This is a genomic window from Ruegeria sp. AL3 (assembly GCF_056536065.1).
Genome location: NZ_JBQFJG010000001.1, coordinates 2370104 through 2395569 on the forward strand (window position 1 = coordinate 2370104; position 25466 = coordinate 2395569).

General features: G+C 58.8%; 24 protein-coding genes. 7 read left to right on the forward strand and 17 right to left on the reverse strand.

The window, feature by feature from the left end:
• Positions 1-3: 3 nt before the first annotated feature.
• The 7 genes from ACR3E6_RS12010 to ACR3E6_RS12040 form a co-directional block, all read right to left on the reverse strand.
• Positions 4-354, reverse strand: a complete 351-nt coding sequence (locus ACR3E6_RS12010; RefSeq protein WP_171633062.1) for a putative quinol monooxygenase — start codon at positions 352-354, stop codon at positions 4-6.
• A 111-nt stretch (positions 355-465) separates the two neighbouring features.
• Positions 466-1059, reverse strand: a complete 594-nt coding sequence (gene fdh3B, locus ACR3E6_RS12015) for a formate dehydrogenase FDH3 subunit beta (RefSeq protein ID WP_010439472.1) — start codon at positions 1057-1059, stop codon at positions 466-468.
• A 12-nt stretch (positions 1060-1071) separates the two neighbouring features.
• Positions 1072-3966: a formate dehydrogenase subunit alpha gene (locus ACR3E6_RS12020; protein ID WP_171633060.1), complete on the reverse strand. Its 2895-nt coding sequence runs from the start codon at positions 3964-3966 to the stop codon at positions 1072-1074.
• 105 nt (positions 3967-4071) lie between these two features.
• On the reverse strand, positions 4072-4260 hold the full coding sequence (locus ACR3E6_RS12025) for a ubiquinol-cytochrome c reductase iron-sulfur subunit N-terminal domain-containing protein (RefSeq protein ID WP_171633057.1): 189 nt from the start codon (positions 4258-4260) through the stop codon (positions 4072-4074).
• Between the two features lie 57 nt (positions 4261-4317).
• The gene (locus ACR3E6_RS12030) at positions 4318-4929 is read right to left on the reverse strand and encodes a TorD/DmsD family molecular chaperone (RefSeq protein ID WP_480487305.1); all 612 of its coding nucleotides are present in this window, start codon (positions 4927-4929) and stop codon (positions 4318-4320) included.
• Positions 4930-4933: 4 nt separating this feature from the next.
• Positions 4934-5515 carry a DUF3306 domain-containing protein gene (locus ACR3E6_RS12035; protein WP_480487307.1) on the reverse strand — a complete coding sequence of 194 codons (582 nt, stop codon included), beginning with the start codon at positions 5513-5515 and terminating at the stop codon, positions 4934-4936.
• The gene (locus tag ACR3E6_RS12040) at positions 5512-6066 is read right to left on the reverse strand and encodes a DUF3305 domain-containing protein (RefSeq protein WP_171723437.1); all 555 of its coding nucleotides are present in this window, start codon (positions 6064-6066) and stop codon (positions 5512-5514) included. Before ACR3E6_RS12040 ends, ACR3E6_RS12035 begins: the two co-directional genes overlap by 4 nt.
• Positions 6067-6329: 263 nt before the next feature.
• Here ACR3E6_RS12040 and ACR3E6_RS12045 point away from each other — a divergent pair, with 263 nt between their 5' ends.
• Complete coding sequence (locus ACR3E6_RS12045) at positions 6330-8282, forward strand: 4Fe-4S binding protein (RefSeq protein ID WP_480487309.1); 1953 nt, start codon at positions 6330-6332, stop codon at positions 8280-8282.
• On the opposite strand, the gene ACR3E6_RS12050 is transcribed toward ACR3E6_RS12045, so the two are convergent.
• A complete protein-coding gene (locus tag ACR3E6_RS12050; protein WP_480487311.1) occupies positions 8276-9004 on the reverse strand; it encodes a c-type cytochrome in 729 nt (242 codons plus the stop codon). The genes ACR3E6_RS12045 and ACR3E6_RS12050 overlap by 7 nt on opposite strands.
• A gap of 122 nt (positions 9005-9126) precedes the next feature.
• Here ACR3E6_RS12050 and ACR3E6_RS12055 point away from each other — a divergent pair, with 122 nt between their 5' ends.
• Genes ACR3E6_RS12055 through ACR3E6_RS12065 form a run of 3 tightly spaced genes read left to right on the forward strand, consistent with a single transcriptional unit; the run spans position 9127 to position 11359 of the window.
• Entirely contained in the window at positions 9127-10188 is a 1062-nt protein-coding gene (locus ACR3E6_RS12055; RefSeq protein ID WP_152457717.1) for an Mrp/NBP35 family ATP-binding protein, read from the forward strand.
• Positions 10185-10883, forward strand: a complete 699-nt coding sequence (locus tag ACR3E6_RS12060) for a biotin/lipoate--protein ligase family protein (RefSeq protein ID WP_171633043.1) — start codon at positions 10185-10187, stop codon at positions 10881-10883. The genes ACR3E6_RS12055 and ACR3E6_RS12060 overlap by 4 nt, the downstream gene beginning before the upstream one ends.
• On the forward strand, positions 10880-11359 hold the full coding sequence (locus ACR3E6_RS12065; protein WP_171633041.1) for a DUF6505 family protein: 480 nt from the start codon (positions 10880-10882) through the stop codon (positions 11357-11359). Before ACR3E6_RS12060 ends, ACR3E6_RS12065 begins: the two co-directional genes overlap by 4 nt.
• Here ACR3E6_RS12065 and ACR3E6_RS12070 read toward each other — a convergent pair.
• The 8 genes from ACR3E6_RS12070 to acs form a co-directional block, all read right to left on the reverse strand.
• Positions 11356-11856: a flavin reductase family protein gene (locus ACR3E6_RS12070; protein WP_152457720.1), complete on the reverse strand. Its 501-nt coding sequence runs from the start codon at positions 11854-11856 to the stop codon at positions 11356-11358. The two genes, ACR3E6_RS12065 and ACR3E6_RS12070, sit on opposite strands and share 4 nt — an antisense overlap.
• Positions 11857-11944: 88 nt before the next feature.
• Positions 11945-13357 (reverse strand): 3'-5' exonuclease, encoded by a 1413-nt coding sequence (locus tag ACR3E6_RS12075; RefSeq protein WP_171633039.1) that lies wholly within the window; start codon positions 13355-13357, stop codon positions 11945-11947.
• 2 nt (positions 13358-13359) lie between these two features.
• Positions 13360-13878: a hypothetical protein gene (locus ACR3E6_RS12080; RefSeq protein ID WP_171633037.1), complete on the reverse strand. Its 519-nt coding sequence runs from the start codon at positions 13876-13878 to the stop codon at positions 13360-13362.
• A 27-nt stretch (positions 13879-13905) separates the two neighbouring features.
• Positions 13906-15729, reverse strand: a complete 1824-nt coding sequence (locus tag ACR3E6_RS12085; RefSeq protein ID WP_480487314.1) for a DUF294 nucleotidyltransferase-like domain-containing protein — start codon at positions 15727-15729, stop codon at positions 13906-13908.
• 108 nt (positions 15730-15837) lie between these two features.
• Positions 15838-17622 (reverse strand): sodium:solute symporter family protein, encoded by a 1785-nt coding sequence (locus tag ACR3E6_RS12090; protein WP_171633032.1) that lies wholly within the window; start codon positions 17620-17622, stop codon positions 15838-15840.
• 5 nt (positions 17623-17627) lie between these two features.
• A complete protein-coding gene (locus ACR3E6_RS12095; RefSeq protein WP_170344753.1) occupies positions 17628-17909 on the reverse strand; it encodes a DUF4212 domain-containing protein in 282 nt (93 codons plus the stop codon).
• A gap of 181 nt (positions 17910-18090) precedes the next feature.
• Positions 18091-18774, reverse strand: coding sequence for an adenylate kinase (locus tag ACR3E6_RS12100; protein ID WP_210092234.1), 684 nt, complete (start codon positions 18772-18774; stop codon positions 18091-18093).
• Positions 18775-18781: 7 nt separating this feature from the next.
• Positions 18782-20746: an acetate--CoA ligase gene (gene acs / locus ACR3E6_RS12105; RefSeq protein ID WP_171723431.1), complete on the reverse strand. Its 1965-nt coding sequence runs from the start codon at positions 20744-20746 to the stop codon at positions 18782-18784.
• 428 nt (positions 20747-21174) lie between these two features.
• Between acs and ACR3E6_RS12110 the strand changes: the two genes are divergently transcribed.
• Genes ACR3E6_RS12110 through ACR3E6_RS12120 form a run of 3 tightly spaced genes read left to right on the forward strand, consistent with a single transcriptional unit; the run spans position 21175 to position 24285 of the window.
• Complete coding sequence (locus ACR3E6_RS12110; protein ID WP_171723430.1) at positions 21175-22191, forward strand: C4-dicarboxylate TRAP transporter substrate-binding protein; 1017 nt, start codon at positions 21175-21177, stop codon at positions 22189-22191.
• Positions 22192-22248: 57 nt separating this feature from the next.
• Positions 22249-22878, forward strand: coding sequence for a TRAP transporter small permease (locus ACR3E6_RS12115; RefSeq protein WP_152457727.1), 630 nt, complete (start codon positions 22249-22251; stop codon positions 22876-22878).
• A 3-nt stretch (positions 22879-22881) separates the two neighbouring features.
• Positions 22882-24285 carry a TRAP transporter large permease gene (locus ACR3E6_RS12120; protein WP_171723428.1) on the forward strand — a complete coding sequence of 468 codons (1404 nt, stop codon included), beginning with the start codon at positions 22882-22884 and terminating at the stop codon, positions 24283-24285.
• Between the two features lie 137 nt (positions 24286-24422).
• Here ACR3E6_RS12120 and ACR3E6_RS12125 read toward each other — a convergent pair whose 3' ends face one another.
• A complete protein-coding gene (locus ACR3E6_RS12125) occupies positions 24423-25463 on the reverse strand; it encodes an ornithine cyclodeaminase (protein WP_480487317.1) in 1041 nt (346 codons plus the stop codon).
• Positions 25464-25466: the final 3 nt, after the last annotated feature.

Consider the following 25466-nt stretch of genomic DNA (forward strand, 5'->3'; position numbering starts at 1 on the left):
ATATCAGCGGTCAAATCCACCGATTTGCTGGTGAAAAACGGCGCCGACCGGTGCGAGCGCTTCGCGAAGATCATCCTTGGCCGGACCATACACGTCCAACCCCACTGGCGTCAGAAGCGCCAGAAACCGTTCCGCAAAATTAGCACCAAAATTTTGCATATGTATCATGGCATCTTCGGAACTGGCATAGCGTTCATAGATATGAACGGCCGAACCGGTCATGTGCCATTCATAGCTTCTGGCGCCGGTTTCTTGCAGTGTGGCCGCGACCATTTCCGCCATAAGCGCTTCGAACTCATCCTTTTTATCCAGATCGAGGTCAAGCTTCAGCAGCCAGTAAACATCATTGGTCATGCGCGCCTCTCAAATTTGTTTGCTGTGACGTTACAGGAAACGGATCCCCGATCACATCACCTGAAAAGCCCCCCGCAAAGGGCGGGAGGCTGTTTTGTCAAAAGCCGGATTTCAACCGTCTTTCTGGTCGTAGGCCGTGCCCCAACCCCAGGCGCCCGAGCCGAAACCGCGCGCCACGACGCGTTCACGGTAAACTGCGGAAACCACGTCGCCGTCACCGGCGAGCAGGGCCTTTGTGGAACACATTTCGGCGCAGATGGGCAGCTTGCCCTCGGCGATCCGGTTGCGACCGTATTTGGCGAACTCTGCGGTCGAGTGCGTTTCCTCGGGGCCGCCGGCGCAGAAGGTGCACTTGTCCATCTTGCCGCGCGATCCAAAGTTGCCCGCCTGCGGGTATTGCGGCGCACCGAAGGGGCACGCATAGAAGCAATAGCCGCAGCCAATGCACAGGTCCTTGGAGTGCAGCACGACCCCCTCTTCGTTCTGATAGAAGCAGTCGACCGGGCACACCGCCATGCAGGGCGCATCCGAACAATGCATACAGGCGACCGAGATCGAGCGTTCGCCCGGGTTGCCGTCATTGATCGTCACCACCCTGCGGCGGTTGATGCCCCACGGCACCTCGTGTTCGTTCTTACACGCGGTTACGCAGGCGTTGCACTCGATGCAGCGTTCAGCGTCGCAGAGAAACTTTGCTCTAGCCATTAATCGTCCTCCTTACGCTGCCCAGATCTTGCAGAGAGTCGCCTTGGTCTCCTGCATCTGGGTCACTGAATCATAGCCATAGGTCTGGGCGGTGTTGGTACTTTCACCCAGCACATAGGGGTCTGCACCTTTGGGGTATTTCTCCCTGAGGTCCTCGCCCTGGAAATGGCCGCCGAAGTGGAACGGCATGAAGGCCACGCCGGCACCGACCCTGTTGGTCAGCATCGCCATCACCTTGACCTTGCCGCCCTCGGGGCCTTCGACCCAGACCTGTGATCCGTCCCGAATGCCAAGGTTGTTGGCATCGCGCGGATTGATCTCGACGAACATGTCCTGCTGAAGCTCAGCCAACCACGGATTGGACCGTGTCTCATCACCGCCGCCTTCATATTCGACCAGACGACCAGACGTTAGGATTATCGGGTAATCCTTTGAAAAGTCGTTCTTCTGGATCGAGGCATACAAGGTCGGAAGGCGATAGGCATGCCGGTCCTCATAGGTGGGATAGTCGGCCACCAGATCGCGCCGCGGCGTGTAGAGCGGCTCGCGATGCAGCGGGATCGGATCCGGGAAGGTCCAGACAACCGCGCGGGCCTTGGCGTTCCCGAAGGGCGCACAGCCATGTGCGATCGCGACCCGCTGGATGCCGCCGGACAGGTCGGTTTTCCAGTTGGTCTTTGGTCCGGCCACGGCGTCGATGGCCGCGCGTTCCTCGGCCGTCAGATCACCGTCCCAGCCAAGATCCATCAGCATCTGCATCGTAAACTCTGGATAGCCATCCTGAATTTCCGACCCAACGCTATAGACCCCTTCGGCCAGCAGGTTGTCGCCGTCGCGTTCCACGCCAAAACGGGCGCGGAAGGTCAGGCCGCCTTCGGCCACCGGTTTGGACATGTCATAGAGGTTTGGTGTCCCCGTATGGCCCATTTCCGGTGTGCCCCAGCAGGGCCACGGTAGACCGTAATATTCGCCGTCGTTTGGTCCACCAATGGCTTGCAGCGTGGTTCTGTCGAACGTGTGCTGGTTGGCCATATGGCTTTTCAGACGTTCCGGCGACTGACCGGTATAGCCGATGGTCCAGAGGCCCGAGTTGAATTCACGCGTGATGCTTTCAACATTCGGGGTTTCGGGGTCTTCCATCTCGATATTGCGGAAGAACCGATCCGCCCAGCCGAACTTGTTGGCGAACTTGGCCATGATGACCTCGTCCGGCAGACTTTCGAATAACGGATCGACCACCTTGTCGCGCCACTGCAACGACCGGTTCGAGGCCGTGACCGAGCCACGGGTTTCGAACTGCGTACAGGCCGGCAACAGGTAAACGCCATCGGTCCGGTCATGCAAAACGGCGGAAACGGTGGGATACGGGTCGATAACGACCAGCATGTCCAGCTTTTCCATCGCCGTCTTCATTTCCGTCATCCGGGTCTGCGAGTTGGGCGCGTGGCCCCACAGAACCATGGCGCGGACATTGTTGTCCTGATCCATGTTGGCCGGGTCTTCCAGAACACCGTCAATCCAGCGGGAAACGGGAATGCCGCGCTCGTTCTGCAGCGGTTTGTCCTTGCCGTCCTTGTCCTTGATCGTGGCGAACTGACCGGCCAGCCATTCAGGTTCTTCGCCCCAGACACGGGCCCAGTGACCCCATGCGCCTGCGGACAGGCCATAATACCCGGGCAGGGTATGGGAAAGAACACCAAGGTCCGTTGCGCCCTGAACGTTGTCATGACCACGGAAGATGTTGGTGCCACCACCCGAGGTGCCCATGTTGCCCAGTGCAAGCTGAAGTACGCAATACGCGCGGGTGTTGTTGTTGCCGTTGGTGTGCTGCGTTCCGCCCATGCACCAGACAACCGTTCCGGGACGGTTGTTGGCCATCGTGCGGGCAACCCGCTTCAACTGCGACCCCGGAGTGCCGGTGACACGTTCCACCTCATCCGGGTTCCACTTGGCAACTTCTTCGCGGATCTGATCCATGCCCCAGACACGGGTGCGGATGAACTCTTTGTCTTCCCAACCGTTGTCGAAGATGTGCCAGAGGATACCCCAGATCAGCGCAACGTCCGTGCCGGGGCGGAAACGGACATATTCATCCGCGTGCGCCGCAGTGCGCGTAAAGCGCGGGTCGCAGACGATCAGCGGGGCGTTGTTCTGCTCTTTTGCGCGCAGAATATGCAGCAGCGAGACGGGATGCGCCTCGGCAGGGTTGCCGCCGATGATGAAGATCGCCTTGCTGTTGTGCATGTCGTTGTAGCTGTTGGTCATGGCGCCGTAGCCCCATGTATTCGCAACGCCCGCAACAGTGGTCGAGTGGCAGATCCGGGCCTGATGGTCCACGTTGTTCGTGCCCCAGTAGGCGGCGAACTTGCGGAACAGATAAGCCTGTTCGTTGTTGTGCTTGGCGGAACCCAGCCAGTAGACGCTGTCAGGCCCGCTTTCTTCGCGGATGCTCATCATGCCGTCGCCGATCTCGTTGATCGCCTCTTCCCAGCTGATGCGCTTCCACTCTCCGCCCTCCTTTTTCATCGGGTATTTCAGGCGGCGCTCGCCATGGGCGTGCTCGCGAACCGAGGCCCCTTTGGCGCAATGAGCGCCCAGGTTGAACGGGCTGTCCCAGCCGGGTTCCTGCCCGATCCAGACGCCGTTCTGAACTTCGGCAACCACGGTGCAACCGACCGAACAATGCGTGCAGACGGATTTGATGTTCTCGACTGCCGTGTTGGCTGCGGTCTGGGCGTTGGCTGGCGTCACGGTTCCACCCGTGGCGCTGATCGCGGCAAGGCCGCCGATCGTCAGGCCCGAGCCACGCAGGAATGCGCGGCGATCGACGGTATTCTCGCCGATTTGGGACAGGATACTTGTCCGCTGGGGGCGTCTCGCAACCCCGTTGGTCTTTTTCCTAAGCATTTGTTTCCTCCCTTGCGCGCCGTGTATGCCACGGCTGGCTTGGTACTGCTGAAGCCGACGTCGGGGCCAATCGCAACCGTCAGTCGGGTGTGAAAACGTCCGATCCTAGAACCGGGTGCTTTCGATGTAGGCGCGTGTATGCGCGGTATCCTGGATGCGGGTGTCGTCTGTCGGCGTTTCGGCCGCTTCGGCTTTTCCGGTCAGGCTGGCGGCGGCAACGGCAGCAGGTGCTGCGGTTCCGGCCAGTTTGAGGAAGTCGCGGCGTGTGGCGCCTTCTTCCTTGGTCTTGCTCATGGGCTCCTCCTGTCCCAATTGCGGTTTGGTGCCCACGGGGCACCGGCGATTTGCGGGCTACCCCGCTGTCATCCGGAACGCTTCGCGCTCGATCTCCATGAATACCCGACCGGCGGTGCCGACGGATGCATAGAGAACCGAGTTTTCAGCAGCTTCCAAATCCGAATAGAAATGTGCGGCCCATGGGCCGATATGTTTGCTCCAGAACGCTTTCTGGTCTTCAAGCGATGCCGGGCTGCCAAAACGCCCAACGATCATGCCTGCCATCATCTCCATCAATGAGGCGATGTTGTCCTCGGGCTCAAACACGTTCTGGGCGCGTGTGATCCCACGCACGGCCATGTCATTGCGGAGCTGCGCAAGAGGTTTCTCGTTCAGAAAACCAGTGAGGTAGAAGCTGGCATAGGGCAGCAGTTCGCCCCGACCCAAACCGATGAACAATGCATTGAATTCCCGTTCAGCGGCGGCGGGCTTAGTGACCTTTGCAACCCGCGCCATGGCTTGGATGGCCTGACCAAGATCAGTGTCATCACCGCTGAGGCCCGCCATTTGATCCAACAGCATCTGGTCGGGTGGACCGGCCAGCAGCAAGCCCAGAAAGTTGTAGAAATCCGCGCGCAGGCGATCCTCGGCTGAAACGTCCAGAGCGTGCGCGTCACTTGCGGTCATTCGGTCATCCTTCAAATTCAAATGTCATTCGACGTGGCGCCGGGGGAAGGTCGATTTCTTCCGGCTCGTCCGCGCGGGCGACGGAAACCGGTTCGGGCCGGGGATCGGGTTCGACCGGCGCGGCCTCGGGTTCAGCGCGCGTATCGGCTTCGCTTTCAGCAGCATCGTCTTTGGCCTCTTCCGCGTCGGCCGCCAGTGCTTCGATATGTGCCAGCATACCTTTCCCAACCTGATAGGCGGTTTGCATGTTTTCGATCACGCAGGCCGCATCGGTGTAGTCCTCGCCGTAATCAACCAGCCCGTCGACATTGGCCAGAACCGGGTTCAGCCGCCACAGCCGACGCAAAGCACGACGACGCAGGCGATCAGGCACGGCCTTGGCCATGAAGCCCGAAACATCGTCGCCGGGTTGCAGGGTCTCTGGGTCAGGAAGGTTGAACTCGGCGAGGATCTCGGCGTCATCCTTTTCTTCCAGCTCCGCTTGCCGTTCTGCGATCACCTGTTCTTCAAGGGCCAGTGCCTCGGCCTTGGCTTCGGCCTGAACGGCGGCCTTTCGGCGAGACCAGAAATCATCGGGCCGGTTCATTGCAGCGCCTTTCTCGGGGCGCGATACACGTCCGACGTCTGCCGGATACGAGCATCACCCTTGCCGTCTTCAACCAGATCTGTCCGCTTCTTGTCGCGGCGGCGCTTGACGAACACTTCGTGCTGATGATGTTTCAGAGTAAAATCGCGAACCCAGGCAATCAGCCCTTCGGTCATCGGGATCTTCTCGACAATTTCTTCACCGGTATCCGCGTAATCCTGCCCCTCGAACGGAGAGGCGGTGATCAAAACTGCATTCAGGGGAGTTTCGCCTTTCAGTTCGTCCCGCAGCACAAGGTACAGCGAAGGCTGCCCATCCGACAAGTTAACCATGTAGGCTTCGGTTTCATCTGCCCAGAGCGTCAGGGGCAGGGTGGCCGCGTGATACTCGACGGCATCGCCTTCGCGGCGCAGTTCCTGCCAGTCGGCCGGCCCTGCGCCGGGTAAAAGGGCCACAGCGCTCCAGTTCCACCGGGCCCACCGTGTGACCCCGGGTGTCTTGCGCACGATGACGCCAACCGGCATTTCAGTCTGGCTTGCGGCCTTCGCCACTGGCTCCTCCCCGAAAGGCTCTCCCCTGCCTTTCCAAGTCCACTATGGTACACAAACTAGCTGTGTGCCAAGCCTAAGCTCTACGACTTTGGTCGTAGTCCAGGGTAGCAACTGCGTGAGCAGGTCCTGCGAATGCTTGTGTTTCGTGGCATTTATTGCCGAAATTCAACCCTGTGCAGGAAACGTGGCAAGGGGTTGAAGTTGCTTTCCCAGGGGTACAGCCTAGTGTGCATGGAACCGGGGCGGTTGCCCGAGGAGAGGATATGGCCACGAAACTACTGCTATGTGATTGCGCCGGAACACAGGCAATCGATCCGGACAAGATCGAAAGCGCCTGCGGCGTTGCCTGTTCCAGGTTGCATACCGCGCTTTGTACCGATGAGTTGCAGTCCGCCGCTGCCTTGATGAAAGAAGGTGATACCGTCATCGCTTGTGCGCAAGAGGATGACGTTTTCAGGTCACTGGCCGAAGACCTGAATATCGACGTGCCCGGATTTGTCGATCTGCGCGATCGGGCCGGGTGGTCTGACCAAGGTGCGGATGCGACCCCCAAGATGGCGGCATTGGCGGCCGAGGCCGTTCTGGCGCAACCGGTCACACCCAGCGTGGATGTCTTCAGTGAAGGCACCTGTTTCATCATCGGGCCCGGTGCGGTGGCCTTTGATCTGGCAGAGCGTTTGGCGGATTCGTTGGCAGTGACCGTCATGACGACCGATTTGTCAGAGCCCCTCTCGCGCGCCTATGACGTGGTACGGGGGCAGCTTCGATCGGTTTCCGGTGCGCTTGGTGGGTTTTCGTTGCGTCTGGACGCGCTTCAGCAGGTCGTGCCCGGTGGGCGCGGCGCGTTTGCTTGGACCGATCCAAAGGACGGTGCGCTTTCATCGTGTGACATTGTCATCGATCTGGCAGGAGAAACGCCCTTTGTTCAGGCCCCGGCCAAGCGTGAAGGCTATCTGCGGGCTGATCCCAGGGATGCGGTTTCCGTTGAACGCCTGGCTTTTGAAGCCGCGCAATTGGTGGGGACATTCGAAAAGCCACTTTATGTGCGCGTGGAAGAAACCCTCTGTGCCCATTCCCGGGCCGAGCAGGTGGGCTGTACCAACTGTCTGGATATCTGCCCAACCGGTGCGATTTCCCCGGCGGGCGAGCATGTGGCGATTGACCCGATGGTATGTGCAGGCTGTGGTGCTTGCGCCGCGCTGTGCCCTTCAACGGCCATAACCTATGAAGACCCGCCTGTTTCGGCGCTGCTGTCGCGGATGCATATTCTGGCCCGTACCTATCGACGGGCCGGCGGCACCGCGCCTCGGCTGCTTGTACATGACGCCCACGGGGCCGAAATGATCCGGTTGGCGGCGCGTTTCGGGCGTGGATTACCTTCGGACGTGATCCCATTGGAATTGAACGTGATATCTGGCTTTGGCCATGCCGAGATGCTGGCTGCTCTGGCGCATGGGTTTGCTCGGGTGGATGTGCTGTTGGCGCCGACGACTGAACGCGAGGCGCTGAACCGCGAGCTTGAATTGGCACATGCCATTGCAGGCCCCGAGGGTATAGGCCTGATTGACGAAGCGGACCCCGATGCGATGTCCGATCTGCTGTACGGGCAAGCGGTGCCCCGGCCTTTGTCCGATCCGGTCTTGCCTATGGGCAATCGCCGGCAAATCGCACGGCTGGCAGCACAGGCGCTGAACCCGCAGGCTGAATCGCCTTTGCCGCTGCCCGAAAATGCGCCTTACGGGGCGGTTGCAGTGAATACCGACAGCTGCACCCTGTGTCTCAGCTGTGTGTCGCTGTGCCCATCCGGTGCGTTGATCGACAATCCGGACAAGCCGCAATTGAACTTCCAGCAAGATGCCTGTCTGCAATGCGGGATGTGCAAAACCATATGCCCCGAGGATGCGATCACGCTTGTTCCACAACTTGATCTCAGCGATGCGGCCCTGTCACAACAGGTTCTGAACGAAGAAGAACCTTTTGCCTGCGTGGAATGCGGGGCATTGTTCGGCGTGAAATCCACGGTTGAGCGGATCATGGAGAAGCTGTCGGGCACACATCCGATGTTCGCGACGTCGGATCAGGCGCGGATGATCCAGATGTGTGACAATTGTCGGGTGAACGTGCAGTTCCAACAGCAAGACAATCCTTTCCAATCAAAACCCAAGCCCCGGGTCGTCACGACCGAGGATTACTATTCAGACAGAAAGGATCACTGAAGTTTCAAGGGTGCACCCAGATTCGCAGCGTCGATGCGCGATACGAACGCCAGGATCGCGTCAAGATCGTCCAATGTCATCTCAACCGGGTGAATAGGAGATGGGCGTTCGGGATCGAAAGGCGGTGTCAAACCGTCGATCTGTGTGAATGCGGGGTGGGGGTTCAGGGCGAAAAACGCTTCGAATCGCTGCGACCAGTCGGGCATTGCGCGCAGAACGGCGAAAGAGGGCGTCGACCCCAGGCCATTCATGCGGTTCCTTGGCCCGATGACATGACAGCGCCCGCAATGAGTCATCGAAAGTTCTTCGCCAAGTTGGGTGTCGCCCTCGACGATGTCACCGGACTCGACCTCGACAATATCAAAATTGGCAGAGTAGGGCCCTCCGTCTGCCGGGGCAAAGCTTTCCACCGTGCGCTTGCCGATATCCGACTTCAGCCATTCAAGAAAACGGGCCTGGCGGTCACTGTCTTCGATACGCAGGTGATAGATCACACCGTCGCGGGCAAAGACCGGATCACCGGGCGGCGCGGTTTCCAGCGCCATGACCCCGGCGTCGTCTGCAATAACACGGATCCCGGTCTTGAGAGAGAAGCGAGGAAGGATATGTTGCAACAGGCCAGAGTCTTTAACCTCTGCCGGGGCCGCAAGGCCAATCGCCTCTTGTGACCAAGAGGGGGTGGCAGAGAGCGTCAGGCTCAGGCACAAGAGGACAAAGCGCATGGCTCAACGTAACTTCGCGGGGCGGGATGCGTCAAATGTACAGACAAAGACGGAGACACGTGCAATGAGCGGCGAGTCGATACGCACGCCCCTGTCAGCAGGGCGGATCAAGGGGAACAAGCATGAGTGTTCGTGACGCGGTTCTGGCGAACCTGAAAAAGATCACCGACCCGGTTTCCGGGCAGGACATCGTAAGCGCAGGCATCGTGCGCGCCTTGAATGTGGAAGGCGACACGGTACGCTTCGTGCTTGAGGTCGACCCGAAATATGCGGAAAAGATGGAACCCGTCCGCGCCACGGCTGAAAAGGCCGCTCAGATGGTGGAAGGCGTGGCAAATGTTTCGGCCTTGATGACCGCGCATTCCGACAAGGCACCGCCGGATCTGAAACCGAAACCCAAGCCATCGCAAACCGGGCCGCAGGCAGTGCCGGGTGTGGATCGGATCATCGCCGTTGCCTCCGGCAAGGGTGGGGTTGGCAAATCCACCGTTTCGGCCAACCTTGCCTGCGCATTGGCTGCGGAAGGCCGGCGTGTAGGTCTGCTGGATGCAGATGTTTACGGGCCGTCGCAACCCCGGATGTTGGGTGTCTCGGGCCGTCCGGCCAGCCCTGACGGCAAGACAATCCTGCCGCTGCGCAACCACGGCGTCACCATGATGTCGATGGGTTTGATGACCAACGAAGGTCAGGCGGTTGTCTGGCGCGGGCCGATGCTGATGGGTGCGCTGCAACAGATGATGAGCCAGGTGCAATGGGGCGCGCTGGATGTTCTGATCGTCGATCTGCCGCCCGGCACCGGTGATGTGCAACTGACGCTGAGCCAGAAGTTCCAGGTGGATGGTGCCATTGTCGTTTCAACGCCGCAGGACGTGGCCCTGATTGATGCCCGCAAGGGGATCGACATGTTCAACCAGCTCAAGACACCCATTGTCGGGATGATCGAAAACATGTCCACGCATATCTGTTCGAACTGTGGGCACGAAGAACATGTTTTCGGTCATGGTGGTGTCAAGTCCGAGGCAGAGGCGCTGGGCGTGCCATTGTTGGGTGAAATCCCCTTGCATCTGGACATCCGTGTCGCCGCTGACGGAGGCGCGCCCATCGTGGTCAGCAAACCTGACAGCCCGCAGGCCGAGGCATTCCGCAAGATCGCCCGCGACATGATCGCCAAAGGCAACGCATGAGCCAGCCGGTTTTCCCACCCTTGCTGACGGGCCACCCGGTTCAGGGTGGGGAAGACCCGTTCGAGCGCGCGCAGGCCATGGCTGCGCTGGGCTGTGATGCGGGTACGGTTGTCTACAATATTCAGGCGGATTTCCTGCGCGTGGCAATTGTTTTTGCCCCCGAGGTACCGTTGCAAGATGCGGTGGCGATGCTGCCGCTTTGTGCTGTGGGATTCCAGAACGCGCTGGGCGCTTTGGCCCCGCCAGAGGTTGCGGTGCATCTGGGTTGGGATGGTCTGATTTGCGTGAACGGGGCGCGGTGCGGCCGGTTCCGCGCGGCTGCGTCAACATCAATGCCCGAGGAAGAGCCGGACTGGCTGGTCGTCGGTTGGGAGCTGACGCTGTTGCAAACAAGTGATGCGCCGGGTGAAACCCCTGATATCACAGCGCTGTACGATGAAGGCTGTGCCGAGGTTTCTGCAACGCAGCTGGTGGAAAGCTGGTCACGACACATGTTGACCTGGCTCAACCGTTGGCAAGAGGATGGCAACGCGTCCTTGCACGCCGAATGGATGGGCCTGCTGCGCGGCGTGGGCGAACCGCTGATCGCTGGTGGCGTATTCCTTGGAACGGATGAACGTTTCGGGATGCTGATCCGCGATGGGGTCGATACACATCTGCGCCCCCTGACTGACATGTTGGAGAACCGAGAATGAAACTGGCCCGAGCGATCCATTTCGACGAAAGCGACATGAACGTGTTTCATTCGCCGGCGCGCACCGGAGAGTGGTGCGTTTCGGGTGGGTTTGAGTTTTCCAACTGGGGGCAGGGCGATCTTGAAGGCAAGGCACGACAGGCATTTGCGAATGGCTGGCTGGGGTTGGAAACCTTTGGCCGGGTGACTTTTGTCGCCGTGACGCAGATCGAAGCCGCAGAGAAAGATCAGATTACGCGTAATCTGGCCGAACATTTTGTGCAGTTCTATGGCGCACCCTCGGTCGAGGCCGCATTGGGCGTTGCGCAAGCTGAAATCGACCACATGTCAGAGTTGTGTGAAGACCATCCGGCCAACACGCTGTTGACCGTCGCAAGGGAATTGACAGAGACAGGCGTGCACGAAGCCTTTCGCGTGATCACTCCGCAGGACGCGGAGTTGGAGGCGTTGGCGGTTCACGGGTCGCTGGACGATTAGATCAGGTCGACAAACCCGCCGAACTGCCCGCGTTTGAAGATCAGCCCTTTGCCGGTGCGATACATGACCTGATCTACCTGACCCACGATGATCAGATGATCCCCGGCGTCATGACGGGCATGAAGGCGGCAATCGAACCGGGCCAGACACTGGGCCAGATGTGGGCGCCCGGCCTCATCCTCGGTCCAGTCTGCATGTGAGAAATCCGCCCCATCGCGTGCAAACCGCAACGCCTGATCCTGCTGATCCTGTGCCATGACGTGGATCGAATAGAGATCACAGGTACTGAACGTATCGAATCGAAATGATTCCTTGGCCAGACACCACAGGACCAGTGGCGGGTCCAATGAGACTGAGGCAAATGAATTCACCGTAATGGCACGCGGGCCATTGTCGGATTGCGCGGTAATCACCGTGACACCGGTGCCAAAGCATCCCAGCGCTTCCCGAAAGGCGGGGCTTTGATCCGGGGTCGGTCTAAAGGTCTTTTCGGTCATTGCGCGCTTAATCCTTGGCCGCGCATCAGGTGCCATGCGTGGCCCGGATTGTCCATGAAAAGCTGACTGCCGGGTGCAATTTATACCGTCAGTTCAGATCTTCCAGCAAACGACCGTGTTTGCGGGTTTCCATAATCACCTCGCCAAAAGTCGTCAGGCCGCGTGCTTGCAGGATCGGCAGCACCTTGATCAATGCCTCGGCCGTGGCAATCGCATCGCCAAGTGCGGTATGGCGCAACGCTTCGGGGATCGTGATTTCCAACCGTTCACACAAGGCGTCCAGTGTGTGCGTGTCGCTTGCCCCGAACAGCACCGCAGACAGCAAGACCGTGTCGAGTATCGGATGATCCCACTCGACACCCATCCGTTTGGCATGGCGGCGCAGAAACGCCATGTCGAACGGGGCATTATGCGCCACGATCACGGCGTCGCGCGAAAACTGATGGAATACGCGTCCGGCTTCGGCGATATCGGGCGCCCCCTGAACCATACGATCGCTGATCTTGTGTACTTTGGTCGAGGCCGGGGGAATCGGAATGCCGGGATCAACCAGCATGTCCAGATGCTCACCCTGAACGATTTTACCATTCAGAACGCGCACTGCGCCGATCTGTACGATCTCATCCTTGTGAGGCAGCAAACCGGTTGTTTCCGTGTCGAAAACCACGAAACACAGATCCGTCAGGGGGCGGTTCTCGAACGCATCATCCCCCGGTTTATTGAGAAGTTCGAAATCATAGACCAGCGGGCGGGCATCGTCCGGCGACATATGTGTCGCGCTGTCTTCGAAGACAAGCATATATCCGGGTGCATCGCCCAAGGGTTTCATCCGGGCGGAATATGTCTGCCGCCCGTCCACGCTGGACAGGGTGCAATAGACGTCCTTTCCGGTTTTGCACATCTTGGCATATGCGTCTGTCAGGCCGGTGGCTTCGAGGTATTCGAAAAGAGATGCGTTCAGACGAGGATGCGCGATCTGGGCAAGAACCTCGGCGGCCTGCCCGTCGTACAGAACGATCTGATGTTTCGGACTGGCCAGCAGCATGGCCACCGGAATTTCCGTCAGCAGCGCGGTCAGGCGCTGTTTTTCTGCGGCCAGATGCGCGGTTTCGGCGGCCACGGCCTCGGCTGTGCGCATGGCGTTCGAGGCCAGTTGTTCCGCCAATCCCGCCGCAGCCGGGGCAAGATCGCCCAGATACCGCGCGGCCTGCATGTCCAGGTCGGTGCTTACACCGGCATGTGCACGGGCACGCAACTGGGCGGAAAGCCGTTCGATCGGTTTGGCGACGTTGTCGTCGAACAGCAGCCAAACACCCGCGACCAGTGCCAGAAATCCAAATCCGATCAGGATTTCGGCGAAGACGAAATCATTCAGCAGACCGGGGTTTCCCGCACGGGAATAGGTGATCCAGAGAGCGGTGGCGCTGATGGCAACCCCGCCCAGGGCGAGGAGGCAGAAAAACAGAAAAATCCTGAGCCTCAAACTCAATCCGGTCAGCATGATCAAACCCCGCAAGTGGCTGCGATGACGGGGTCATTGGTTCCGGCTGCAATCCAGTCAGCGTTCACCAGACGCCCGTCCTCGGCAAATTCGGCACCATCCGCCAGGTTGGCGCGGCGGCCTTCTGCACAATTCACGGCCACCGGCAGTTTCGAAACCGGAGCCCAGCGGCCGAAGAAGTAAAGATCGACAAGCCGTTGTTCCGGAACGTTTTCGTTTGTGCGCACCGATACGGTGTCGATTGCGGCAAACCGGTCAACGAACGGCACCGCGTAGGTCCAGGGGCGATAAAACGCGCGGCTTTCGACCTCTTGCACGATGGTCATCTCTTCAGGCAGTTGGTCGCGCGTGCGATCGTACCAGGAATATTCGCTGGTGATGGTCATCGCGATCATTCCAAGACCGGCCGCAACCGGCGTTGTCCATTTCGGCAGGCGCCCTCCGGTCAGCTTGTTCAGCAGAAGAACGATTCCGGCAAATGCGATCCCCGCAAAAACCGTGCCGATCAGTTCCAGAAACATGTGGTCTCTCCGTTGGTCAGTCGCATGTCAGCCCAGCATTCCCTTGCCGTGGCCAACTGCCGATTGCATCGTTTTTACCACCACAAAAGCATCACGCAGATGACTTCGCTCAAAGTCCGACAATTCAGACGGTGGCAGATAGTTGTCGGGCATCGCTCCGGACTTAACCAGCCGAACCTGATGTTCGAGCCGGGTTTCCGCGATCAGATCATAGGCGTCCAGCAGGTCACGCGCACCAGAAGGGCTGAGCACGCCGCTGGCCTCGGCGGCTTTCAGGCGGGCGCGGGTGTTGGCCTCGGTCAGCTCGCCTTGCAGCGCGTAGATGCGCGCCAGATCGACGACGGGCACAACTCCGTTGTGTTTCAGGTCCAGCGTATTGCGATGCTCACCCGAGCGGATCGTCGCGAAACCGCGCAGCAGGCCCAGTGGGGGCGTATGCTTCAGCGAGTTCGAAATCATGTGTGCGACGAAGATCGAGTTTGCCCTGGCCGCTGCCAGAGTGTGGGCTTGCAGGTCGGCAAACAACTCAAATGCGCCGCCGATGGGGCGCAGGTCGAACATGACCGAGGCCAGCATTTGCGCCTCGGGGTTTGGCTTGGCAATCCAGCCCTTGAAATAGTCGCGCCAGACACGAACCGGCTGACACCAGCGCGGATTGGTCGCCATCATGTCGCCGGGGCAGTAAAAGTACCCGCAGACATCCAGCCCGTCAGAGACGAATTTGGCCAGTTTGGTAAAATAGGACATATCGGCGTCGGTGGCGCTGTCATCCAGCATCAGGCAATTGTCCTGATCCGATACGCCGGTTTGTTCTTGCCGTCCCTGTGAGCCGCAGGCCAGCCACAAATAGGGTACAGGCGGCGGGCCCAGTTCAGTTTCGGCCAATTTCAGCAGGCGACGGGTAACCGTGTCGGCAATATCGGTGATCAGCCGCGTGACGATCTCGTGCCGGTTCCCGCCGGCAACCAACTGAACCAGCAACTGCGGAATTTCCGCCGTCACCCTCGCCATCTCTTCTGCGCTGTCGGCCTTTGCGATCCGACCAACCAACTCGGCCGAGTTGACGGCCTGATAGTGGGTCAGATCGGTCTGCGTCACGATCCCGACCAGACGACCGCCTTCGGAAACCGGGATGTGGCCAATGCCGCGCTCCATCATGATATGCAGAACGTCCGAGCCGATATCGCTGGGCGAGAGGGTTACGGGATTTTCAGTCATGATTTCGGATATCCGTGTTGTTACGGGCAACCCGTCGGCAACAAATTTGCCCGAAATGTCCCGCAGGGTGGCGATACCCTGCAACGTCTCTCCATCTGTCACGCATAGTGACGAGATGTGTTTGTCACGCATGATGCGTGCCGCTTCCTGAACTGTCGTGTCCGCAGGGCAGGTGGCGGGATCGCGCGCCATCAGAACGTCAATCGAACTGGTCGCAAGGCTTTGAGGGCCGCTGCGATTACCGCGGGTTCGATTGAAGAATTTGGCGACAACGTCGTGGTTGTCGATCAAAGTCCGGACCAAATCCGGAGGCAGAACCATCAGGACAGATGGTGTATGGGCGCGGGCCTTGGTCGCAGCCTTGCCGTCCTTCAACAGGCCGCGTTCACCGAAGGAATTTCGCAACCCCAGATGAGAAACGACTGCGCCGTTCTCGTCGGTGATCTCAACCTGTCCTTCATAAATCACAAAGACCCCGGGCAGGGAATGGCCGAGCTCATAGACCGAGGCGTCTTCCTCAACCTCCCAGACCTCGATCTGCTTTACGATCTGATCGAGGGTGTCCGACGGCAGCGCGTCATAGGGATGAACGGATTTCAGAAACCGGGTAATTTCATCGTGGGATAGGGGCATCTGATGTCTCCGGTATTCTGGTGAAAAAATCCCGCCCGGTGGTGTGCCGGGCGGGAACAGTGGATCGAAAGACGCGGCCGAAGGCAAGTGCCGACAACCGCATCATACTCAGTGATCCTGAGCTGCGCCCGCACCACGGGGAATGCGTACGCTTTCGACCAGATCCTTGATCTCCTGCGGAGTCTCCTTGGTCATACCGGCAACGATGTAGGCCGTTGCAAAGTTGACCATGGCACCGATCGCACCGAACGAGGTCGACTTGATCGGACCCAGCAGCGGATCTGCATCAGTGAACGAGTTGGTGCCCGGAATGAACAGCCAGCCCTTGTGCAGGAAAATGTAGACCAGAGTGACGACCAGACCAGCCAGCATGCCTGCGACCGCGCCGGTGTTGTTGATGCGGGTCGAGAAGATCCCCATCATCAGCGCCGGGAAGATCGAAGCTGCCGCCAGACCGAACGCAAGCGCCACGGTTTGTGCCGCAAAGCCCGGTGGGTTCAGACCTAGATAGGTCGCAACCACAATCGCCACGGCCATTGCGATACGCGCTGACAGAAGCTCGCCCTTTTCCGAGATTTGCGGGTTGATGGCACCCTTGATCAGGTCGTGGGACACAGCCGACGAGATTGCAAGCAGCAGGCCCGCAGCGGTGGACAGAGCAGCCGCAAGACCGCCGGCTGCGACCAGACCGATCACCCAACCCGGCAGGTTGGCAATCTCGGGGTTGGCCAGAACCAGGATGTCACGGTTGAACTTGGTCAGCTCGTTTCCAACCCAGCCTTTTTCTTCGGCAAGTGCCTGCATGTCGGCATTCTTGTCGTTGTAGTACTGGATCTTGCCGTCGCCGTTTTTGTCTTCCCAATCCAGCAGACCGGTTTTTTGCCACGTGGCCATCCAGTCATAGCGTGCGTCATTGTCGATTTGTTCAACAGTCACAGCACCGCCTTCGATGCCGCCATTGGGCCACATCATGTCACTGATGTTCAGACGCGCCATGGCACCAACCGCAGGCGCGGTAAGATACAGCAGAGCGATGAAGACCAGCGCCCAGCCAGCCGACCAACGTGCGTCAGCCACTTTGGGAACGGTGAAGAAGCGCATGATGACGTGCGGCAGACCCGCAGTACCGATCATCAGCGACAGGGTGAACAGTACCATGTTCAGCGTGTTCGAGTGGTGGGCCGTGTATTCATTGAAGCCCAGCTCGGTCACGATGGCATCCAGCTTGGTCAGCAGGGGTTCACCGCTGGCGGTGTCACCAAACAGACCCAGCGCCGGAACCGGCGTGCCGGTCAGCTGCAGCGAGATGAAAATAGCCGGGATGGTGTAGGCAGTGATCAGCACGCAGTACTGAGCGACCTGAGTATAGGTCACGCCTTTCATCCCACCAAATACCGCATAGGCAAATACAACCGCTGCACCGATCAACAGGCCCGAGGTGTTGGACACTTCGAGGAAGCGGCCAAAGGCCACGCCGACGCCGGTCATCTGACCGATCACGTAGGTCACCGAGGCCACGATCAGGCAGATCACGGCAACGATACGCGCAGTCTGGCTGTAAAAGCGGTCGCCGATGAATTCCGACACGGTGTATTTACCAAACTTGCGCAGGTAAGGCGCAAGCAGCAGTGCCAACAGCACATAGCCGCCAGTCCAACCCATCAGGAACGAGCTGTTGTCGTAGCCGGTGAAGGCAATCAGACCCGCCATCGAGATGAACGAAGCCGCAGACATCCAGTCCGCCGCCGTTGCCATGCCGTTGGTGACCGGATGGATGCCGCGACCAGCGGCGTAGAATTCAGATGTGGACCCAGCCCGGGCCCAGATCGCGATGCCAATGTATAGCGCAAAGGACGCGCCAACAAACAGCAGGTTGATGGTAAACTGATCCATGGGGTTTACTCCTCAACACCGTATTCGGCGTCTAGCTTGTTCATGCGCCAGGCGTAGTTGAAGATCAGCACCAAAAAGACCAGGATCGATCCCTGTTGTGCGAACCAAAAGCCCAGATCGGTTCCGCCGACGGCGATCCCCGACAACATCGGACGCAGCAGAATGCCGAATCCAAACGACACCAGCGCCCAAATCGCGAGGCTGATGTAGATGAGGCGCAGGTTGGCCTGCCAATAGCCCTTGTCGGACTCGGCAGTCTGCGCGGAGTTTGTTGAATGATCCGCCATCGCGGGTTCCTCCTTCGCTTCCTCGTTGGACGGCCCGATGCCCACATCCTCCAGTGCGTCGGGCCGCTTCTCACTTGTGCCGGACGCCATGTGACGTCAGGCAAAACTCCTCCAGTCCGCCAAAGCGGTCTTTTGAAGTATTCTGTTTGGGATCAGAGCCTTGCGGCCCTAAATCCACCCCCTAATTCATGACTTCGCCAACGATTCCTTCAAGGTCATTGGCAATGTCTTCGATCCTGCCCATGGCGTTTGTGCGCTGCAGCACGCCCTGACTGTCATAGTAGGCGATCAGTGGTGCCGTCTGCGCGTGGTACGCCGCAAGGCGCGAGGCCACCGTTTCGGCATTGTCATCCGCGCGGCGCTTGAATTCGGTATGGCCACACTTGTCGCATTTGCCTTCTTCGGCAGGTTTCTTGAACTGGTCGTGGTACCCTTCACCACAGCCGGCGCAGGTGTAGCGGCCCGAAATACGGGTCACCATTTCCGCGTCTTCCACTTCAAGGCTTATCGCGGCGTTGATCTTCTGGTTGTTCGATGCCAGCAGACTGTCCAGCGCTTCGGCCTGAACCGTCGTGCGCGGGAAACCGTCCAGAATGACGCCCTTGGCGCAATCCGGCTGTGCCATGCGGTCGCGCAGGATGGCGATGACGATCTCGTCGCTGACCAGATCGCCGGCTTCCATAACGGCTTTTGCCGCTTTGCCGGCGTCGGTTCCGGCCGCGACGGCTTCGCGCAGCAGGTCACCGGTGCTGAGTTGTACAAGTCCGAATTTCTCTTCCAACATCCGGGCTTGCGTGCCCTTCCCGGCACCCGGAGGGCCGAGAAGGATGAGAACGGCGGGCGTGGTGATCGTGGCAGCGTCCATCACACCCTCACTTATTCGCACGGTTTTCGATCAGGTCTTCGACCACCGACGGATCGGCCAGTGTCGAAGTATCGCCCAACGATCCGAAATCGTTCTCGGCGATCTTGCGCAGGATACGGCGCATGATCTTGCCCGAGCGCGTTTTCGGCAGGCCAGGTGCCCACTGTATCACATCCGGAGATGCAATCGGGCCGATTTCGGTGCGGACCCATGTGCGCAGCTCTTTCATCAACTCGTCCGACGGCTCGCGATCATTCATCAACGTGACGTAGCAATAGATGCCTTGCCCTTTGATTTCATGAGGGTATCCAACCACGGCAGCCTCGGCCACAGCAGCATGCGCAACCAGCGCGCTTTCCACCTCGGCCGTGCCCATGCGGTGACCGGACACGTTGATCACGTCGTCTACACGACCGGTGATCCAATAGTCGCCATCTTCGTCGCGACGGCAGCCGTCACCCGTGAAGTAATAGCCTTTGTAATCCGAGAAATAGGTTTTCTCGAACCGCTCATGATCGCCCCAGACGGTGCGCATCTGGCCGGGCCAGCTGTCTTTGATACACAGAACGCCCTCGACACCGTTGCCTTCGATTTCAACACCGGATTGCGGGTCCAGAACCACCGGTTCGATGCCAAAAAACGGCTTCATCGCCGATCCGGGCTTCATCGCATGTGCACCGGGCAGCGGCGTCATCAGGTGGCCGCCGGTTTCTGTCTGCCACCAGGTGTCGACGATGGGGCATTTGCCTTTGCCGACAACGTCGTTGTACCAGGTCCAGGCCTCGGGGTTGATCGGTTCACCCACGGTGCCCAGAATGCGCAGATCGCTGAGGTCGCATTTTTCGACAAACTCATTGCCCTGACCCATCAGCGCGCGGATCGCGGTCGGTGCGGTGTAGAACTGGTTGACCTTGTGCTTTTCGCAGACCTGCCAGAAGCGCGAGGCGTCGGGATAAGTGGGCACGCCTTCGAACATCAGCGTGGTTGCGCCATTGGCCAGCGGGCCATAGACGATATAGCTGTGCCCGGTGACCCAGCCCACGTCAGCGGTGCACCAGTACACGTCACCTTCGTGATAATCGAATGTGATCTCGTGCGTCATCGAGGCGTAAACAAGATACCCCCCTGTGGTGTGCACAACGCCCTTGGGCTGACCGGTCGAACCCGACGTGTAAAGAATGAACAGAGGATCTTCGGCGTTCATTTCGGCAGGGGCGCAGTAGTCGTCCGCCTCAAGCGCCATTTCGTTGTAGTCAAAGTCGCGACCGTCGATCCAGGTGGTCTGACCGCCGGTGCGCTTGACCACAAGGCATTTTACCGTGTCTTTGCAGTGCAGCAGGGCGGCGTCTGCGTTGGATTTCAGCGGCGTTTTGCGGCCGCCACGCGGGGCCTCATCTGCCGTAATCACGACCTTGGCGTCGCACCCATTGATCCGCGCTGCCAGAGCGTCGGGCGAGAAGCCCGCGAAAACGATCGAATGAATTGCGCCGATCCGCGCACAGGCCAGCATGGCGTAAGCAGCTTCGGGGATCATCGGCAGATAGATGACCACGCGATCGCCCTTGCGCACGCCCAGGGATTCCAGAATGTTGGCCATCCGGCAGGTGCGGCGGTGCAATTCTGCGTAAGAGATATGCTGGGCCGGGTCATTCGGATCATCCGGCTCCCAGATGATCGCGGTCTGGTCGCCGCGGGTTTTCAGATGACGATCCAGGCAGTTGGCCGACACATTCAACGTGCCATCGGCATACCAGTTGATCTTGACCGAGCCAAACTCGTAACTGACGTCCTTGATCTGGGTGAAGGGCTTGATCCAGTCGATGCGCTTGCCTTGCTCGCCCCAGAACGCGTCGGGGTCGCTGATTGAGGCTGCGTACATGTCAGCATACTTTGCCGCATCGACATGCGCACGAGCGACGGTTTCTGCGGATGGCGGATAAGTCTTGGCATCTGCCTGGGCAGCGGTGGTCATCTTTGAGGCTCCTCCCTCTGGACTGGATTGCTTGTGGATTCTTTGCCTGTCATTCAGGCAATGTCGATCCTGTTCCTCCCCAAGTTTGAATATTACCGCGTTCTGAAAATAAATAAATAAATTGGTGTAATCCTTGAATTTCTTTGTAAAGAAATTTTAACAATACGGCCATATTAGTAAAAAAATTGGCAAAAGAATCGCTAAAATAAAACAAAAACAGTCACTTAAAAGTAACGAGAATTGAGGGCGCTGTGTGTCAATTGTGGTTGCAACGACATGTGACCTCAAGGCTTCTGTCGTTTTGAGTCATTTCTGGGGCTTATTCTGCAAAATACGCAAATCCCGGTTAGGGTTGGCACAACCGATTGTTGGCGCTAGCTTGATCGGCAAGCGCCTCGGTAGGGGGCGCACCTATGGGAGACAAAACTATGAAAAAGATGTTGAGCGGTGCCGCAGTCGCCGCCCTTGGCGTTGCTTTTGTGACCGAAGCCGCGGCGACAGAATGGAACGCATCCGTCTGGGGCAAGCGCCGCGCCTTTACGGAACATGTTGAAAAACTGGCCGAACTGGTCAGCGAGAAAACCGGTGGCGAATTCACCATCAATGTCAGCTATGGCGGGTTGTCCAAACCTAAGGAAAACCTGGACGGGATCGAAATCGGCGCCTTTGAGATGGCGCAGTTCTGTGCCGGCTATCACCGCGACAAGAACCGGGCGATTACCGTTTTGGAACTGCCATTTCTGGGTGTGAACAACCTGCAGGAAGAAGTTGCGGTAAGCCATGCAGTATACGACCATCCAGCGGTCAAGGAAGAGATGGCGCAATGGAACGCCCGCATCATCATGACTTCGCCAATGCCGCAGTATAACCTTGTCGGCACGGGCGAGCCGCGGGATGAACTTGCTGAATTTGACGGAATGCGGGTCCGGGCGACCGGTGGCCTTGGTCAGGCCTTCGAGGCGGTCGGAGGGGTGCCGACATCGGTTCCGGCGACCGAAGCCTTCAATGCGATGGAATCGGGCGTCGTCGACACCGTGGCCTTTGCCCAGCACGCGCACCTGTCATTCGGAACGATCAACGAAGCGGACTGGTGGACCGCGAACCTGAATCCAGGAACGGTGAACTGCCCGGTTGTCGTCAACATCGATGCCTACGAGGCGCTGCCAGCCGAACATCGTGAGGCTCTGGACAGCTCGATTGACGAGGCGATCGATCACTACCTTGCGAATTACGGCGGCTTGCTCGAACAATGGGACAGTGTCCTGGAAGAAAAGGGTGTCCAGAAGGTCATGATCGACGACGCGGTAATCGAAGAGTTCCGCACGAAGGCCGCTGATCCGATCCGTGAAAAATGGATTGCGGACATGACCGCACAGGGCCTGCCGGCGCAGGACCTTTACGATCTTGTCCAGACGACGCTGAAGCAACAGCGCGGCGGCAACTGATCCACAAGGCCGGGTGCTTTCAAGGCGCCCGGCAACAAACAACAAGGAAACACCGGAATGGCAGGACAAGCCACGGTTCTGGTAGACGGCAGCCGTCTGAGCCAGTTGGATCAGCGTTTGCTCGTGCTCGAACGGTTTCTGGCACTGATCAGCGGATTGGCGGTTTTTTCACTGATGGTATTGGCCGTTGTATCGGTCAGTGGTCGAAATGCACTGAATGCTCCTTTGCCGGGCTATGTGGACTGGATCGAACAGGCGATGCCTCTCATCGCTTTTCTGGGCATTTCATATGTTCAGCGTGATGGGGGGCATATCCGGATGGATATAGTCATATCCCGCTTGCACGGTCGGGCTTTGTGGCTGTTCGAATTGCTCTCGGTGGTTCTGATCCTGATCCTGATGCTGGCTCTGGTTTGGGGCAGTTGGTCTCATTTCGACCGGTCCTTTGATTTTGGCGCCCCAATGTGGAGCCGGGACAGTTCGATCGACATCGGCATACCCTTGTGGCCGGCCAAGCTGCTGGCACCCGTTGCATTTTCCGTTCTCTGCCTGCGCCTTGCGCTGCAAGTCTGGGGGTATGGTCGGGCGTTCTGGCTGGGGCTGGACGCGCCGGCGGCCGTTCCGTTGATACAGGATGCAGCGGCGCAGGCGGCGGCCGAGGCCGAACAGTTCGAAGGGCAGGACTGATACATGGACACGATTGAGATTGGCCTTTGGGTCACTGGCGGCCTTCTGGTCCTTGTCGTGGCGGGCATGCGGGTTGCCTTCGCAGCGGGTTTGGCAGGGCTTGTCGGACTGGTTTGGATTTTCTGGGCCAAGTTCGGTTACGATCCGGAACGGTTTGGCAAGGCGCTGACAGTGGCAGTCAAGACCGCGGGGCAGGTGCCACATTCCAAGGTCGCGTCCCACACTCTCAGCCTGATTCCGACCTTTATCCTGATCGGGTATCTGGCTTATTACGCGGGGCTTACCCGCGCTTTGTTCGAGGCCGCAAAACGTTGGGTCGCATGGGTGCCCGGAGGGTTGGCGGTTTCGACCGTTTTCGCCACAGCCGGGTTCGCCGCGGTGTCCGGAGCTTCGGTTGCGACGTCCGCCGTCTTCGCCCGTATCGCGATTCCGGAAATGCTGAAGGTGGGCTATAACAAACGCTTTGCAGCAGGTGTGGTTGCCGCGGGCGGGACGCTGGCCTCCCTGATCCCGCCTTCGGCCATTCTAGTGATCTACGCGATCATCGTCGAGCAGGATGTCGGGAAGCTGCTGTTGGCGGGGTTCATTCCGGGTGCGTTTTCCGCAATTGTATACGGCCTTCTGATCGTCGGGATTGCAGTGATATTCAAATCCGTTGGTCCGCCTGTCACGGGGTTTTCCTGGAAACAGCGCTTTGCCGCTCTTCCCGGTGCTATTCCGATTGTCGCCGTCATCCTGATCATCATTTGCTTTGTCTACAATCCGTTTGGAGAAAAAGCATGGGGCACTCCGACGGAAGGCGGTGCCATTGGCGCCTTCATCGTATTCTGTTTCGCCTTGTTCCACGGAATGCGCTGGGCCGAGCTCAAATCCGCGCTTTTGGAAACCGCCAAACTGACGGCGATGATCTTTTCGATCATCTGGGGCGTTCTGATCTATGTGCGCTTTCTTGGGTTCGCCGACCTGCCGGGTGCCTTCTCGGATTGGATCACGGGGCTCGAGATGTCGCCCATGATGATCCTGATCTGCATTCTGCTGGCATATGCGGTGTTGGGCATGTTCATGGACGCGATCGGGATGCTGCTTTTGACTTTGCCCGTCGTCTATCCGGCGGTAATGGCCTTGAATGGTGGTGAAACCGTCAGTGCCGCCGACAGCGCGTTTGGAATGTCCGGCCCGATGTGCGCGATCTGGTTTGGCATTCTGGTCGTCAAAATGGCCGAGTTTTGCCTGATTACACCGCCCATCGGGCTGAACTGCTTTGTCGTTGCCGGTGTGCGCCCGGACCTAAGTGTTCAAGATGTGTTCAAAGGCGTCACGCCCTTTTTCATCGCGGACGCCCTGACCATCGCAATGCTTGTGGCATTCCCGGGTATTGTCCTCTACCTGCCATCGCTTGCGGGATAGCTCGGAAGCGAGGCTCTGCCTCGCGCTCCGGGATGTTTGTGGCCAGATGAAGTTCGGATCCCCTGCTTCATCTGGCTGAAAATATCCCGGGGGAGGCGCGCGCAGCGCGGCGGGGGCAGAGCCCCCAAGATCGCGTGTTATCCAGCTCGCATCAACATTCCGAACAGATCGCGCGGATCGTCCGGGTCGGCCAACATGTCCAGAGGTTCAAAGAAGGTTGTGCCTTCAATCGCCTGTTTCACATAGCGCAGGGCCGAGAAATCCTCGATGGCAAAGCCGACACTGTCGAATAAAGTGATCTGCCGCTCATCGATGCGCCCCTTGGCGGCGCCGGTGATGACCTGCCACATCTCGGTCACAGGGTGATCCGCGTCCAGCGCCTGAATTTCGCCTTCGATCCGGGTTTGTTCAGGGTACTCGACGAAGATGTCCGAACGCAACAGGATGTCGCGATGCAGCTCGGTCTTGCCGGGGCAATCGCCTCCGATGGCGTTGATGTGCACGCCGGGCCCGACCATGTTGTCGGTCAGGATCGTTGCGTATTTCTTGTCTGCCGTGCAGGTGGTTATGATCTGGGCACATTCAATGGCGTCTTCCGGCGTCTTGCAAGGGATGACTGTCAGGCCCTTGCCCTGCAAGTTCGCAGCGCATTTCGACGTGGCATTCGGGTCGATGTCATAAAGCCGAACGGTGTCGATTCCGCACATTGCCTTGAAGGCAAGGCACTGGAATTCGGACTGTGCGCCATTGCCGATCATGGCCATTGTCCTGGCATTTTTCGGGGCCAGATAGCGCCCGACCAATGCCGAAGTCGCAGCCGTGCGCAGCGCGGTCAGCATTGTCATTTCGGTCAACAGCGTCGGATATCCTGTATAGACGTCTGCCAACAGACCGAATGCAGTTACTGTTTGCAGCCCCTCGGAGGTATTCTTGGGATGGCCGTTTACGTATTTGAACCCGTACGCCTCACCATCCGAAGTTGGCATCAACTCAATAACGCCATGAGGAGAATGCGCCGGAATGCGAGGTGTCTTGTCGAAGCTTTCCCATCGTTTGAAATCGGCCTCGATCTGAGCGGCAATCTGCGTGATCATCTGTTCGACGCCAATGTGGTGTACCAGTCGCATCATGTTGTCGACGGAAACGAATGGTACCAGGGCCTTGTCTGAAGGTTGCATGGT